We start from the raw sequence: 14398 nt of genomic DNA, 5'->3' as shown, positions 1-14398 counted from the left end.
CGTGAGGGCGACCGAGGGAGAAGACGTGCGCTGGTTGGTGGTCGGGGCGGCCGGGATGCTCGGGCGCGAGCTCGTCGACCTGCTGGAGGCGCGGGACGCGGACGTCCGCGGGCTGACGAGGGCCGACGTCGACGTCGCGGACGCCGCCGCCGTCGACTCCGTCGTGCGCGGGTACGACGTGGTGGTGAACTGCACCGCCTACACGGCCGTCGACGCGGCTGAGACCGACGAGCCCGCCGCGTTTGCGGTCAATGCCGTGGGTGCCGCGAACCTCGCCCGCGCGACCTGGCGCATCGGCGGCCGGTTCGTGCAGGTCTCCACCGACTACGTGTTCGACGGCGCGGCGAGCGAGCCGTACGGACCGGACGCCCCGCTGGCGCCCCGTTCGGCGTACGGGCGGACCAAGGCCGCCGGTGAGTGGGCGGTCCGGGCGGAGTGCCCCGACCACCTGCTGGTGCGCACCGCCTGGCTCTACGGCGCCCACGGCGCGTGCTTCCCCAAGACGATCGCCCGCGTCGCGCGCGAGCGCGGCGGTCTCGACGTCGTCGACGACCAGCTGGGCCAGCCGACGTGGACGTTCGACGTCGCCGACCTCGTGCACCGGCTGGTCACCGCGGGCGTCCCCGCCGGCACGTACCACGGCACGGCCTCCGGCTCGACGTCCTGGCACGGCTTCGCGCGGGCGGTCGTCGGCGCCGCGGGGCTGGACCCGCAGATCGTCCGGCCGACCACCAGCGCGGCGTTCGAACGGCCGGCGCCACGGCCCGCGTACTCCGTCCTCGACCACACCAGCCTGACCGAGGCCGGCGTCGCACCGATCGGCGCCTGGGACGCGCGGTGGGCGACGGCCGCTGCGAGCGTCCTCGCCTCCTAGCGCGCCTGGTCCAGCAGGCCCAGCAGATAGGTGCCGTAGCCCGACTTGACCAGCTTCTCTGCGCGTTGGCGCAGCTCGTCGTCGGACAGGAAGCCGCGCCGCCAGGCGACCTCCTCGGGTGCGCCGACCTTGAGTCCCTGCCGGTGCTCGATGGTCCGGACGTAGTCCGACGCCTCGAGCAGCGAGTCGAACGTGCCCGTGTCGAGCCATGCGGTGCCCCGGGGCAGCACCTCGACCTGCAGACGGCCCTGCTCGAGGTAGGTCCGGTTCACGTCCGTGATCTCGTACTCGCCGCGGGCGGACGGTCGCAGGTCCCTCGCGATCGCGATGACGTCGTTGTCGTAGAAGTAGAGGCCGGGGACCGCGTAGCTGCTCCGCGGTGCGGTCGGCTTCTCCTCCAGGGAGAGGGCACGTCCGTCGGCGTCGAACTCCACGACGCCGTACGACGTCGGGTCGGCGACGCGGTACGCGAAGACCGCGCCGCCGTCGATGTGCTCGAACCGCTGCAGCCGCGAGCCGAGCCCGGGCCCGTAGAAGATGTTGTCGCCGAGCACCAGGGCCGCGGGCTCGGTGCCGACGAAACCGGCGCCGAGCACGAACGCCTGCGCCAGCCCGTTGGGCTCCGCCTGCACCGTGTAGGTGATCGAGATGCCGAACTGCGAGCCGTCGCCCAGGAGCCGGACGAACTGCTCCGCGTCGTGCGGCGTCGTGATGACGAGCACGTCCTTGATCCCCGCCAGGATCAGCGTGGACAGCGGGTAGTAGATCATCGGCTTGTCGTACACGGGGACGAGCTGCTTGCTCACGCCGAGCGTGATCGGGTGCAGGCGGGTGCCGGAGCCGCCCGCGAGGATGATGCCGCGCATGTGCCCATCCTGGCGCATCCGCTCGACCCGTGACCGACACCTCACCTGCACCGACACCGTCGCGCGGGTCCTTCGGTATGATCGTGCATCCTCGTCGGCGACCGGATCGGACCTCTGTGCTCAGGCTCACTCACTCGACCCAGCGATACGCGTGGGGTTCGACGACGGCGATCCCGGACCTGCTGGGGACCGAGCAGGACGGGTCGCCGGTGGCCGAGGCCTGGTTCGGAGCGCACTCGTCGGCGCCGGCGATGGCCGAGACGTCGCACGGGGCGCGGCGGCTCGACGAGCTGATCGCGACGTCGCACGTCGAGGTGCTGGGTGAGGGGGTCATCGGTCGGTTCGGGTCGACGCTCCCGTACCTGCTCAAGGTCATCGCGGCCGAGCGGCCGCTGTCCCTGCAGGTCCACCCGCGCGTCGAGCGGGCGCGTGCCGGGTACGCCGCGGAGGACGCCGCGGGCGTCCCGCTCACCGCGCCCGACCGCAACTACCGCGACCCCAACCACAAGCCCGAGCTGGTCTACGCGTTGACCCAGTTCGAGGCCCTCTGCGGGTTCCGTGCGCCGCGTCGGGCGGCCGAGCTGTTCGCCGGTCTCGACGTCCCGCTCGCCAAGGAGCTGCACGGGATCCTGGCCGACGAGCCCTCCGCGGACGGCATCCGCGCCGTCTTCGAGCAGCTCCTGCACCCGTCGACCCGCCCGAGCGCCGAGGAGGTCGCCGAGATCGCGGCGGCCTGTGCCGAGCGGCTGGCCGCCGGCTCGCCGTCGCCGCGGTCCGACCGGACCGTCGTGCTCCTGCAGCGCGCCTACCCGGGCGACCTCGGAGTCGTGACGTCCCTGCTGCTCAACCCGGTGACCCTCAAGCCGGGCGAGGCCCTGTTCGTCCCGGCCGGCGGCGTGCACGCCTACCTGAGCGGGGTCGCCGTCGAGATCATGGCGAGCTCCGACAACGTGCTCCGCGCGGGGCTGACGCCGAAGCACGTGGACGTCCCGGAAGCTTGGACAACGTCGACTACGTAGCCGCGCCGCCGATCCGCATCGCGCCGGAGACGTTCCACGACGCGACGAAGGTGTTCTACGCCCCGGTCGACGACTTCGAGTTCTCTCGGTCACGGAGGTCCGCGACGGCGCCGAGCACCCGCTGCCAGGGCGCGGACCACGCATCGTGCTCTGCCTCTCGGGCGGCGTGACCCTGCGCAGCGGCTCCGCGGGCGACCTCGACCTCGTCCAGGGCCAGTCGGCGTTCGTGCCCGCGAGCGACGGGGCCTTGTGCGTCGCCGGCTCCGGCACCATCGTGCAGGCCGACGTCCCCTGACCGGGACGACGCCCCCGATGCGCCTCCTCGTCGACGCCACGGCCATCCCTGCCGACCGCGGGGGTGTCGGACGCTACGTCGACGAGCTGCTGCCCGCGCTCGCCCGGCAGGGTGTCGACCTCGTCGTGGTCTGCCAGGCACGCGACGCCGCGACCGTCGCCCGGCTGGTCCCCTCCGCCGAGGTCGTCGCGGCGCCCGCCCGGATCGAGCGTCGGGCCGGCCGGCTCGTCTGGGAGCAGACCCACCTGATGCGGCTGGCCAGGTCGAGCCGCGCCGACGTGCTCCTGAGCCCGCACTACACGGTCCCCCGCGGGCGTGGCGTGCCCGTCGTCGTCACCCTGCACGACGCGACGTTCTTCTCCCTGCCGCACCTGCACTCCGGCCTGAAGCGGCGGTTCTTCAGGCGTGCCATCCGTCGCGCCGTGCGTCGCGCCGCGGCCGTGGTCGTGCCGTCGCAGGCGACCGGCGCCGAGGTTCGTCGGTACGTCGGCGGTGACCCGCGGCGGTTCCATGTCGCTTACCACGGGGTCGACCCGAGCGTCTTCCACCCGTCCGCCCCCGCCGACGTCGCACGTGTGCGCGCGGGGCTCGGGCTGGGCGACACCCCTTACGTGGCGTTCCTCGGGACGCTGGAGCCGCGCAAGAACGTCCCTGCCCTCGTCCGAGGCTGGGTCGGGTCCGTCCGGCAGCTCGGGGCCCGGGCGCCCGCTCTGGTGCTGGCCGGGGGTCGCGGCTGGGACGAGGAAGTGGACCCGGCGGTCGCGGCGGTGCCCGACGGTCTCCGGGTCTTCCGCCCCGGCTACCTGCCGCTCGAGGACCTGGCGCCCTACCTGTCCGGCGCGGCCGTCGTCGCCTACCCGAGTCTCGGTGAAGGCTTCGGGCTGCCGGTGCTCGAGGCCATGGCGTGCGGGGCTGCGGTGCTGACCACGCGCGAGCTGTCGCTGCCGGAGGTCGGGGGCGACGCGGTCGCGTACTGCGGGACCGACGAGGCCGGCATCGCGGCCGCTCTGACCGACCTGCTGGCCGACCCCTCCCGTCGTGCCCGACTGGGGGAGGCGGCCGTCGCGCGGGCTGCCGGCTTCACCTGGGACGCCGCCGCACGCGTGCACGTCGAGGCGTTCGAGCAGGCGCTGCGCGGTTCCTAGTCCGTCGCTGCGGGGGAGGTCTCGGCCGTCGTCGGCCGGTAGTACCGCCACAGCAGCCACGCCAGCGGGGTGGCGACGACCGCGTACAGGGCGACGCCCGGCAGGTAGCCGATGGGTGACTCCCAATCGGGGTGCAGCGTGACGATCTCGCCGTCGAGACCCACCGCGTACCGGCGCGCCGCCCAGAAGAACGCCGCCACCTGCGCGACCAGCACCACGGGGACGCTGGCGCGCGCGACCCGACGGTGCGCGTCCCCGCCCTCGCTGCCGTCGACGGCCAGGACCAGGGCGGCGAGGACGGGCAGCCCGATCGCGAGCGGGAGCACGTACCGGCCCTGCCAGATCAGCCCGGCGTCGGCGGCCGTGGGCAGCTGGAGGATGACCGGTGCCGCCGCTGCTCCGACCACGCCGATCGCCAGAGCGAGCCGCGCCTTGACCTGGCGGGCGGCCGAGAAGGCGGGGATCGCGATCGCGCCGAGCAGGACGTACCAGGCGACGAAGGTCACTGCGGGTGCGGGTGCGTCGAGCCAGCCGAAGTTGCCGATCATGTTCTGCAGGCTGAAGCCGAAGCCCAGGATCCCGAACAGCGCGGTCTTCAGGTTCGCGTACTGCGGGTAGAGGCCGTGGGTCGTGACGACGGACCCGTGGGTGACGGTCCAGGCCAGCGCCGCGAGCACGGCGAGCACGGCGACCGCGCCCAGCCAGCGGGCCGACGGCAGACGGACGATCTCGCGCACGCGGCCGCGGGGCGCCGCGACCAGGGCGACCACGAGGATGCCGAGCAGCCACACCGGTCCGGTCGCTCGGACGTTCAGCAGGACAGCGCCGCTGGCGACCGCCTGCACCAGGGCCGCGGTGCTCACCGGCCCGTCCCGGGACACGAGCACCAGGCAGGCCGCCCAGAAGCTGAACGCCGCCGCGATCTCGAAGCCCGACGGGTTGACCGTGCCCGCCAGGAACAGGCACATCGGGGTGAGCGCGACGGACATGCCCCAGAGCCCGGAGCGGTTCCCGCGGAGGCGGGAGAGCCGGTAGCCGCCCCAGGCGAGGAACGTCGCCGAGAGGGCGGCGCTGACCAGCCTCATCGCGATGATGCTCGGGCCGGCGGAGAGGAAGAGCGACGGCCAGCCGACGAGCGCGTAGTACAGGGGCGGGTACTGGCCGGCGAACGTCTCGACGAGGACGGTGCCGTCGGCCGGGGGCAGGTGGGCGTCCTGGCAGTCGGCCGGCTGGTGGGAGTCGAACGCGAAGCAGTTGGGCAGCGCCAGGGCCGCGGCGAAGTCCGAGGGCAGCCGCACCAAGGTCCCGGCGCCCGGGCGGTCCGCGCTCTCGGCGACCTTGTTCGGCGTGCCGAAGAGCTGTCCGCGGGCCACGGCGGCCGCCTTGACCACGTGGCTCGGTTCGTCGGGAGAAGCCATCGGCGGGATGGCCAGCGCCCAGAGCGCCGCGAGCCCGAACAGGAGCGCGCCGACGACGAGCCAGGGGAGTGCCGGGCGACGGGGCCGCGTCGTCGCGGGGGCGCTCGAGCCATGCGTTGGTCGTCCTTGATCTGCGACGATGCCGCGGACGATCGTCCCGGGCGGGCGCAAGTCTAGGGGTGCACGGACCGATCCTGTGCGCCTGTACCCTGTGCGCATGTCCACCCCGTCCGTCCAGCGTGTGCTGGTCGTGCTTCCCGCGTGGAACGAGGATCAGTCGCTGCCGGCCGTGCTCGACGAGATCCGCGAGCACCTGCCCGACGTGGGTGTCCTCGTCGTGAACGACGGCTCGGCGGACGCCACGAGCGCCGTCGCCCGTCGCCACGGCGTGCCGGTGCTGGACCTGCCGTTCAACCTCGGGGTCGGTGGTGCCATGCGCGCCGGGTTCCGGTACGCGATCGAGCAGCGCTACGACGTCGTCGTGCAGGTGGACGCCGACGGCCAGCACGACCCGCGTGACGTGCCCCGGATCGTCGAGCGGCTCGCCGACGCGGACGTCGTGATCGGCGCGCGCTTCGCAGGGACGGGCGACTACGACGTGCGGGGTCCGCGTCGGTGGGCCATGCAGGTGATGGCCGGCACGATCAGTCGGATGGCCGGCACGACGCTGACCGACACGACGTCGGGCTTCCGGGGGGCCGGTCCGCGGGCCGTGCGCCTGTTTGCCGTGCACTACCCGGCCGAGTACCTGGGCGACACGATCGAGTCGCTCATCATCGCGCTCCGCAGCGGTCTCACGGTCGAACAGATCGGCGTCTCCATGCGCGACCGCACCGCGGGCAGACCGTCACAGAGCCCCGTCAAGGCGGCGGTCTACCTGCTGCGCGCGTGCCTCGCCCTGGTCATCTCGCTGACCCGTCGCCGGACGCCGATCCGGCCCGAGTCCTCGGTGGTCGTGTGAGCCGGGGATACGCGTTCGCGCTGCTCGGCGGCCTGGTGACGCTGGTCTTCATGGTCGAGCTGCTGCGTCGGCGTCGCCTGCGCGAGAAGTACGCCGCCCTCTGGATCGCGGTCGCGGTGGTCGTCGCGCTCGGCGCCTGCTTCCCGCAGCTGACCAACTGGCTGGCCGAGCTGGTCGGTGTCACGACGCCGGTGAACCTGGTGTTCTTCCTCGGCCTGCTCGTCCTGCTGGTGGTCTGCGTCCAGCTGAGCGCCGAGGTCAGCGGTCTCGAGCACGAGAACCAGACGCTCGCGGAGGAGTCCGCGCTGCTGCGCAACCGGCTGGAGCGTGTCGAACGGCAGGTCGGCGAGCAGACGCCCGAGCCGCCCGTCGCGGATCCTGGACCGGCTGGCGGCACCACCGGATGACCGACGCAGTCGACGAGTTCGCCCCCGCGGTCGCGGCCGACCGCGGCAGGGGTGGGTTCATCCCTGTCGCGCTCGGTCTCGGGGTCTTCGGCCTCACCACGTACGGCTTCCTGGGCCGCGCGGGCCAGGCGCTCGGTCCCGAGCTGTTCGCCCCGCTGTCCGTGCTCTGGACGATCGTGAACGCGGTGGGCATCGGCCTGTTCCTGCCCTTCGAGCAGGAGCTCGGCCGCACGACGGCGGCTCGCCGCGCGCAGCGTCAGGGCAACGGGCCCGTCGTCGCGATCGTGCTGCGCGTCGCGGCGCTGGTGGCCGCGGCGGTGGTCGTGCTCGCGCTCCTCGGTGCGCAGGTGCTCGCATCGGACCTGCTCGGGCACCGGGGCAACCTGGTGCTCCTGCTGGTCCTGGCGCTGCTCGGCATGGGGCTGTCGTACATCGTGCGCGGCCTGCTCTCGGGCAACGGTCACTTCGGCCGCTACGGCGCGCAGCTCGCGGTGGACGGTCTCCTGCGGTTCGGCACGGCGGCGGTCCTCGCCGCCGTGGGGGTCCGGGACCCTGCGGCCTACGGGGTCGTCCTCGTCGTCGCGCCCGTGCTCGCGGTGGTCCTGACGACGCCGCGCCGGCGCGGTGCCCTCGTGGCACCGGGGCCCACGGTCGCGCGGGCCGAGGTGGTCCGGGCCATGACCGTGCTGCTGGTGGCGTCCGTCAGCTCGCAGCTGCTGGCCAACGCCGGACCTCTGATCGTGCAGGTGCTCGCGCGGCCCTCGGAGCAGGCGCTCGCGGGCAAGTTCCTGGCCGCGCTCGTCATCGCCCGGGTGCCCCTGTTCCTGTTCGCCGCGGTCCAGGCCGTGCTCCTGCCGGGGCTTGCCGCGCTCGTGGCCGCGGGTGCCGTGCGGGCGTTCGTCCGGCGGCTCGGGCTGGTCACCGGTGTCACCGCCGTGATCGCCGCGTTCGGGGTGCTCGTCATGTGGCTCTGGGGGAACGACCTGGTCGGGCTCCTCTTCGGCTCCGACTTCGGCGTCGGGCAGGACACGATCCTGCTCATCGCGGTCTCCGGGGCCCTGTTCATGCTCGCCCAGCTCGCCGCCCAGGCGCTGCTCGCCCTCGGTGCCGAGGCCTGGGTGGTGGTCGGCTGGTGCGCCGGGCTCGCGGCGCTCGTGGGAGCGTGCTTCGCGGGTGGGCCTGTCGTGCATGTGGCTGCTGTCGCGCTGGTCGTCGGTTCCGGCGTCGCGCTGCTGGTGCTCGGTGTCGCGGCGGTCGTGCGGGGAGCCCGTTGGCGGGCGCGGGTGCGACATGGCTGAGTTACCCGCGGTCGACGTGGTGGTGCTCGCCTTCGGCGACGAGCCGTTCCTCGAGGACGCGCTCGACGCCGTCCTGGCCTCGACCGGGATCGCGGTCCGACTGGTTCTCGTCGACAACGGGTGCACGCGTGGCGACGTGGACACGCTGGCGGCGACCCGCGGGGTGCCGGTCCTGCGCCCCGCACGCAACCTGGGGTTCACCGGTGGGGTCAACCTCGGCGCGGCGCGCGGGGACGCACCCTTCCTCGCCCTCGTGAACAGCGATGCGATCGTCGAGCCTGACGCGCTGGCGCTCCTCGTCGAGGTGGCCACCGATCCGGGGACCGGGATCGCGAGCGGTGACATCCGCCTGGCCGACGACCCGGACACCATGAACACGGCGGGCAACCCGTTGCACGTGCTCGGGCTGAGCTGGGCCGGCGGCCTGGGAGATCCCGCTGCCAAGCACCGGGTCCGGCGCGACGTCGCGTCCGCGACGGGGGCGACGCTCGTGCTGCGCCGGGAGACGTGGGCGGCGCTCGGCGGCTTCCCGGAGGCGTTCTTCGCCTACCAGGAGGATCTCGGGCGCTGGCGCTGCTGGCAGCGGGGTCTGCGCGTGCAGTACGTGCCCGGCGCGGTCGTCGTCCACCACTACGAGTTCAGCCGCAACCCGCTGAAGATGTACCTGCTGGAGCGCAACCGGCTGTTGTTCGTCCTGACCACCTACGGCACGCGCACCCTCCTGCTCCTTGCGCCCGCCCTGCTCGGGTTCGAGCTGGCGATGCTCGTCGTGGCGTCGGTGCAGGGATGGGGCCGGCAGAAGGTTCGCGGCTGGGGCTGGGTGCTCAGGCATGTGCCCTGGATCCGCGCCCGACGACGGACCGTCCAGGGCGACCGGACGGTCCCGGACCGCGACCTGGTCCCGCTGTGGGTGTCGCGGTTCTCCCCGGTCGCGATGGCGCTGCCGGCGGGGGCCGACGTGCTCCAGGGCCTGCTCGCGGGCTATTGGGCGCTGGTCCGACGGTTCGTCTGACCGGTCCTCACCAGCTCAGCACACGGTCCGCGACGCCGGCCAGCGAGGGATCGCTGCGGAGCACGCCGGCGTCCTGCGGGGCGGCGACCACCACGACGCCTGGCGTGGCGAGCACACGAACCGCCGAGTCGGCGGCCGAGCGCGGTTGGCCGCCGGGTCCGAGCAGGTCGCCGGCGTCGTCGTTGGCCTCCGTGGTCCAGGTCCCGGACAACGCCAGAACCCACTGCTGGGCATTGACCGGGTTGATGCCGTCGATCGCGAGGAACGTACCGGGCCGGTCGGCGAGGAGCGTCGCAGCGTGCAGGAGATCGTCGGCCTCGGCCGTCTGCATCGTCCCGGCAGGCACGACACCGCGACCGAACCCGGTGAAGCCGAACAGCTGCGTGCTCGCCGCGGCCGCGAGCGTCAGGCTCGCCGTGAGGCGTACGAAGCCCGACCGCGTCGTCGGCCGAGGCGCCCCGGGCCAACGTGCGACCGATGTCGCGATCACGGCGATGCACACCAGTGCCACCCCCGTGAAGAGCTTCCAGAAGTAGTACGAGAGCCCGCCGCCCTCCCGGTGCTGGATGAAGGCCACCCCCAGGACGGCGAACGCACCCGCGAGCGGGACGAGCACCAGCCACCTGGTCCGGGTCTGCTGCGTCCCTCGCGGCCAGACCGTCACGGCCAGGGCGGTGAGCACGATCACCCCGAGGAGCCCCGGGTCCGCCGTCGTGATGCCGCCCGGGATCGCCAGGACCTTTCCGGGCTCCAGACCCGAGAGCGTCCGGTACGTCCCGAACAGCCCGAGCCCCAGCAGGACGGCCGCGGGCGCGACGGCTCCGACCGTGCGGCGGTCCGGCCACCGCAGCCGCCCGAGCGGAAGGACGACCATGAGGGCCGCGGGCAGGGCGACGACGAGCAGGAGCGCCCAGGTCTGGGCGACGCCCACCACCAGCCCGGCGAGCGCGACGAGGGGGAGGACGGTGCGTCCGGAGTGCCGGGACGGCAGCGACGACGCGAGCGTGATCGCGCCGACGGTCAGGACGCCGGCCACCGTGAAGTTGGCGAAGCCCTCCCGCACGGCGCTCCCGCCGGGCCCGAGGACGAACGCCGAGACGACGAGAGCGCTGAGCAGGAGGGCGCGGCTCGGACGGCGACGGGTCGCCGGCAGGGCGCACACCGCGGCGGCAAGCAGCACCGCGCACGCGACGATCACGAGACCTTGGACGTGCGCGTAGGCCAGGACCTCGTCGGCGGGCGACCCGGCCACGGGGCCGTTGGTCAGCTCGATGGCCGTCGCGACGAGCGAGTGATATCCCTGCGGGTAGTCGACGAACTTCCAGTGCTGACCCGAGGGCGCCGCCGCCCCGGCGCTGCCGATGGTCGAGCCGAAGCGGCGGAGCATCAGGACCATGTTCACGTGCGCGGAGCTGTCCCAGGCGGGCAGGAGCGCCGACACGGCCTCGGCGCCGGTGGACAACCGCAGCCAACCGGCGGCCACCCATGCCGCACCGGCTGCGGAGACGGCGAGGACGGCGTCCACCGGCCGCCAGGCCGGGTTGGCGCGCGCGGCTCGTCGTCGCACGTCACCGGGTCCGCCCCACAGGACGGCGACGGTGAGCGCGCCTGCCAGCACGGCCAGCAGCACGGTCGCGCGACCGAGGCCACCGAGGGGCAGGTGCGACCACCAGAGGACGGGCACAACACCCGCGACGAGCCCGGCGAGCAGCACGATGCGGCGCGAGATCAGCGCCGACGTCGGCACCGCGAGGGCGAGCACGACCGCCACAACGAGTGCCAGGTCACCCTCCAGGACGCGTGTCGTCCGCAGCACGGTGACCAGGAGCGCGACCAGCGCGCCCGCCGCGACGGCGGCAGCGCGCCAGGTGCGAGGGGCGGGCGGGCGCACGACCGCCGGTTCGAGCAGCAGCGGTGGCGCGGTCCGGGTGTCGGCCACGAGGGGGTCCGTTCGGGTGTTCCCCGAGCGGCGCTCCGGGTGCGTCGGGCGTGACGCGTCGTGCCCGAGTCGACGAGCGCACGAACTTTACCTGGACAAGCGACCAGTTGTGGTCGCCCGAACGGGTGACATCAGCGTGGACGCCGGCCCAGCAGCACGAACTCGTTGTACGCGAACGCCTTACCGGCCCACCGGGGCAGGGGGAACGAGGAGGTGCGGGCGATCTCGATGCCCAGGTCGTCGGCGAGCGAGCGCAGTGCCGCCGTGTCCGTGAAGGTGATGTGCGTGTGGTCCGTGGCGTAGCCGCGTTCCTGCGGCGTGATGAACGCGACCCGCCCGCCGGGGCGGACCAGGGGGAGATACATGCCCAGGATCTGTCGGGCATCCCCCGGGTCAGGTGCTCGATGACGTGCGCGACGAGCATCCCGTCGTAGCTGTCAGGACGGCACAGCTCGGGGGTCGCGAAGAACTCGTCGTCGGTGAACGCGGCCAGGCCCGAGCGTCGGGCCACCTCGATGGAGAAGGGGTTGTGGTCGACGCCCACCGAGCCGGTCGCCAGGGCGGGCAGGTTCCGTCCGATACCGCACCCGACGTCGATGGCCCGACCCAGGCCGAACCGCCGGATGTTGCGCTGGTAGGGCGCCTGGACGTGCAACGCCCGCTTCCACCACACGTCGCTGAGGTCCGCGAGGCGCTCGGCGTAGTCGAGGCCGGCGGTGGGCTCGGTGTCTGGTTCGTCCGGGTCGGCCACCATGACGGCGACCCTAGCCCGCTTCCTGTCGTCGCGCGCCGCCCAGGTAACATCGTCGAGCCCTCTCGGCTGCCTGCCGATGCGTCGGGCGACTTTTCCCGACAGGACGGTCATGAAGGTCTTCATCCAGATTCCATGTCTCAACGAGGAGCTGACGCTCCCGGCCGTCCTCGCCTCGATCCCGCACGTCATCGACGACGTGGACGAGGTCGAGATCCTCGTCGTCGACGACGGCTCGACCGACCGCACCGTCGAGGTCGCCCAGGCCCTGGGTGTCACGCACTTCGTGCGCCACTCGCGCAACATGGGGCTGGCGCGGTCTTTCCGCGACGGGATCGATTACGCCCTGGCGCACGGCGCGGACATCGTCGTCAACACCGACGGGGACAACCAGTATCCGCAGGACCGCATCCCCGACCTCGTCCGCCCGATCGTCGACGGGTGGGCCGAGATCGTCATCGCCGACAGGCAGACCGCGACCATCGAGCACTTCTCGCCGTTCAAGAAGCTGATGCAGCGCGTAGGCAGCAGGGTGGTGAGCGGTGCCGCAGACACGGACATGCCTGACGCGGCGAGTGGCTTCCGTGCGTACTCTCGCTCGTCACTGCTGCGTCTGAACATCGTGACCGACTTCAGCTACACCATGGAGACGATCATCCAGGCGGGGCACAAGCGGCTGCGCATCGAGAGCGTCCCCGTGGTGACGAATGCCAAGACACGCGAGTCGCGGCTCTTCAAGAACATCTTCCACCACATGTTCAAGTCAGCTTCGGCCATCACGCGCAGCTACCTCATGTACAAGCCGTACGTCATCTTCGCCACCCTCACGGTCGTCTTCGGGGTGCTCGCGCTGATCCCGTTCGTTCGCTTCGTCGTGCTCTGGGCCGGCAGCGGGGTGCAAGGTGGCCACGTCCAGTCGCTGGTCTTCGGCTCGATCATGGCGGTGGCCGCACTGCTCTCGCTGGCGCTCGGCGTCTTGTCCGATCTCCAACGGGTCAACCGCGTGCTGCTCGAGGACCAGCTGGAACGGATCAAGGAGCTTGCAGTACCGCCGCTGAGGGTCGCCGGGTCGACCGGGACGAGCACGCCGTCGGGGCCGATCGTGGCCACCCACAGCCGAGAGGTCGTCTCGTCGGCGCGGTACGGGATCTTCTGCAGCCGTTCGCGCCACGTCGTGATGGTGCTGACCCGTAGCGGTGACGGCATCACGCCGTCGGGCCACGGCACGGTGTAGGGACCGAACGTGACGAGCTTGACGTCCTGATCCCCCCACGCCGCGCGGATGGCCTGGAGGTCGGACGTCTCCAGTGGCCGCATCGCCCGGACGACCTCGACACCGCACACCGTGCGCAGGCTGGCCAGGTACGACGTCGCCTCCGTGCCCGTCTCCATGACGACGACCGGGTCGTCCCCGATCGCCGCGCACGCCGTGTGCAGCTGCGCGAGACGTCCGTCCTGCTCGATGGAGAGCATCGTCGGCCCCCAGGTGAGGGCCGGGAAGACGGCGACGACCGTGGCGCCGACGACGGCGACCATCCGCGCCACCTGCTCCTTGCGCGACCAGAGCGCGTCGAGGGTGATGGCGGCTGCGAGCAGGAAGCCCGGGATCGTGACGGGCAGGAAGCGCCGCATGGCCCAGATCTGGTCGGGCGTGATGTTCACCACCCACAGGTAGAGCAGCGACGGTGCGACGACGACGCCGAAGACGACCGCCAGCCGGGGGTCGCGACGGGCCACGGTGCGGTGCAGCATGATCGCGAGCCCGACGACGGCCAGGACCACCATCGGCCAGCCGTAGTACCACGCGTGCCACGACAGGGAGGACTCGTCGTAGCTGCGCGTCGGGCTGATCGGCATGCCGGCGGCCTCCTGGAGCACGGCGACGTGCTCGGAGTACCCGGTGTGGGCCGGGACGTGGTGGTTCACCATCCAGAGCGGCCGGCTTGCCAGGAAGAGCGCGACGACGACCACGGCCGCTGCGGCGTAGGACGCGAGCCTGCGCTTGTTCGCCAGCACCCAGCGGCGTGCGGGGTCGAGCCGGGCGAGCGTGCCCAGGAGGACGACACCGAGCGCGGCGAGGACGAGCGCGCCGATGAGCGACGAGAACTGCTTGACGTGCTCGTGGAGGTAGGCCTTGCTGTTGAGACGCAGGTCCAGGTAGCCGAGCAGCACCATCACCACCGCGGCCGAGGCGACCAGGCCCAGGGCGATGAGCTGACGCCGCCGCGTCCGTGGCGGGACGGCCGCCGCCGCGGTCAGGCCGATGCCGGCCACGAGGCCGACCACAGAGGCCGCGCCGTCGATGCGCACGAGGGCGGTCGCGCCGATCATCAGGCCGGCGATCACGTAGCGGGCCGACGAACGGGTCTCGATGGCCGACCACGTCATGGTCAGGCCGCCGAAGAGGAGCGCC

13 protein-coding genes are annotated in these 14398 nt (G+C 72.6%); 9 read left to right on the top strand and 4 right to left on the bottom strand.

The window, feature by feature from the left end; all coding sequences use genetic code 11:
• Positions 1-25: 25 nt before the first annotated feature.
• Positions 26-874 carry a dTDP-4-dehydrorhamnose reductase gene (gene rfbD, locus AC38ZX_RS15230; protein ID WP_491297446.1) on the top strand — a complete coding sequence of 283 codons (849 nt, stop codon included), beginning with the start codon at positions 26-28 and terminating at the stop codon, positions 872-874.
• Here rfbD and rfbA read toward each other — a convergent pair.
• Positions 871-1740, bottom strand: a complete 870-nt coding sequence (gene rfbA, locus AC38ZX_RS15225; RefSeq protein ID WP_426592758.1) for a glucose-1-phosphate thymidylyltransferase RfbA — start codon at positions 1738-1740, stop codon at positions 871-873. The two genes, rfbD and rfbA, sit on opposite strands and share 4 nt — an antisense overlap.
• A 116-nt stretch (positions 1741-1856) precedes the next feature.
• On the opposite strand from rfbA, the gene manA reads away from it, so the two are divergent.
• The 3 genes from manA (at position 1857) to AC38ZX_RS15210 (ending at position 4199) form a co-directional block, all read left to right on the top strand.
• Complete coding sequence (gene manA / locus AC38ZX_RS15220) at positions 1857-2759, top strand: mannose-6-phosphate isomerase, class I (protein WP_491295063.1); 903 nt, start codon at positions 1857-1859, stop codon at positions 2757-2759.
• Between the two features lie 145 nt (positions 2760-2904).
• A complete protein-coding gene (locus AC38ZX_RS15215; RefSeq protein ID WP_491295062.1) occupies positions 2905-3054 on the top strand; it encodes a hypothetical protein in 150 nt (49 codons plus the stop codon).
• 17 nt (positions 3055-3071) lie between these two features.
• Positions 3072-4199, top strand: a complete 1128-nt coding sequence (locus tag AC38ZX_RS15210; protein ID WP_491295061.1) for a glycosyltransferase family 4 protein — start codon at positions 3072-3074, stop codon at positions 4197-4199.
• Here AC38ZX_RS15210 and AC38ZX_RS15205 read toward each other — a convergent pair.
• On the bottom strand, positions 4196-5788 hold the full coding sequence (locus AC38ZX_RS15205) for a DUF2142 domain-containing protein (RefSeq protein WP_491295060.1): 1593 nt from the start codon (positions 5786-5788) through the stop codon (positions 4196-4198). The genes AC38ZX_RS15210 and AC38ZX_RS15205 overlap by 4 nt on opposite strands.
• A gap of 46 nt (positions 5789-5834) precedes the next feature.
• On the opposite strand from AC38ZX_RS15205, the gene AC38ZX_RS15200 reads away from it, so the two are divergent.
• The 4 genes from AC38ZX_RS15200 to AC38ZX_RS15185 are packed head-to-tail and all read left to right on the top strand — an operon-like array spanning position 5835 to position 9295.
• Positions 5835-6578, top strand: a complete 744-nt coding sequence (locus tag AC38ZX_RS15200; protein ID WP_426592754.1) for a glycosyltransferase family 2 protein — start codon at positions 5835-5837, stop codon at positions 6576-6578.
• Positions 6575-6985 carry a DUF2304 family protein gene (locus AC38ZX_RS15195; protein WP_426592753.1) on the top strand — a complete coding sequence of 137 codons (411 nt, stop codon included), beginning with the start codon at positions 6575-6577 and terminating at the stop codon, positions 6983-6985. The genes AC38ZX_RS15200 and AC38ZX_RS15195 overlap by 4 nt, the downstream gene beginning before the upstream one ends.
• A complete protein-coding gene (locus AC38ZX_RS15190; RefSeq protein WP_491295059.1) occupies positions 6982-8283 on the top strand; it encodes a lipopolysaccharide biosynthesis protein in 1302 nt (433 codons plus the stop codon). Before AC38ZX_RS15195 ends, AC38ZX_RS15190 begins: the two co-directional genes overlap by 4 nt.
• Complete coding sequence (locus AC38ZX_RS15185) at positions 8276-9295, top strand: glycosyltransferase family 2 protein (RefSeq protein ID WP_491295058.1); 1020 nt, start codon at positions 8276-8278, stop codon at positions 9293-9295. The genes AC38ZX_RS15190 and AC38ZX_RS15185 overlap by 8 nt, the downstream gene beginning before the upstream one ends.
• 7 nt (positions 9296-9302) lie before the next feature.
• Here AC38ZX_RS15185 and AC38ZX_RS15180 read toward each other — a convergent pair whose 3' ends face one another.
• Both AC38ZX_RS15180 and AC38ZX_RS15175 read right to left on the bottom strand, forming a co-directional pair.
• Entirely contained in the window at positions 9303-11234 is a 1932-nt protein-coding gene (locus AC38ZX_RS15180; protein ID WP_491295057.1) for a hypothetical protein, read from the bottom strand.
• A 131-nt stretch (positions 11235-11365) separates the two neighbouring features.
• Entirely contained in the window at positions 11366-11599 is a 234-nt protein-coding gene (locus AC38ZX_RS15175) for a hypothetical protein (RefSeq protein ID WP_491295056.1), read from the bottom strand.
• A 360-nt stretch (positions 11600-11959) separates the two neighbouring features.
• Between AC38ZX_RS15175 and AC38ZX_RS15170 the strand changes: the two genes are divergently transcribed.
• Positions 11960-13219 carry a glycosyltransferase family 2 protein gene (locus tag AC38ZX_RS15170; protein ID WP_491295055.1) on the top strand — a complete coding sequence of 420 codons (1260 nt, stop codon included), beginning with the start codon at positions 11960-11962 and terminating at the stop codon, positions 13217-13219.
• The last annotated feature ends 1179 nt before the right edge of the window (positions 13220-14398 follow it).

The organism is Cellulomonas sp. McL0606 (genome assembly GCF_058248365.1).
This window is presented reverse-complemented; position numbering and strand designations above follow the sequence as displayed.

Bases quoted from the DNA above. Each gene is read 5' to 3' on its own strand.
- AC38ZX_RS15190 (WP_491295059.1), top strand. From the start codon at position 6,982: ATGACCGACGCAGTCGACGAGTTCGCCCCCGCGGTCGCGGCCGACCGC.
- AC38ZX_RS15185 (WP_491295058.1), top strand. From the start codon at position 8,276: ATGGCTGAGTTACCCGCGGTCGACGTGGTGGTGCTCGCCTTCGGCGAC.
- rfbA (WP_426592758.1), bottom strand. From the start codon at position 1,740: ATGCGCGGCATCATCCTCGCGGGCGGCTCCGGCACCCGCCTGCACCCG.
- AC38ZX_RS15200 (WP_426592754.1), top strand. From the start codon at position 5,835: ATGTCCACCCCGTCCGTCCAGCGTGTGCTGGTCGTGCTTCCCGCGTGG.
- AC38ZX_RS15175 (WP_491295056.1), bottom strand. From the start codon at position 11,599: ATGTATCTCCCCCTGGTCCGCCCCGGCGGGCGGGTCGCGTTCATCACG.
- AC38ZX_RS15210 (WP_491295061.1), top strand. From the start codon at position 3,072: ATGCGCCTCCTCGTCGACGCCACGGCCATCCCTGCCGACCGCGGGGGT.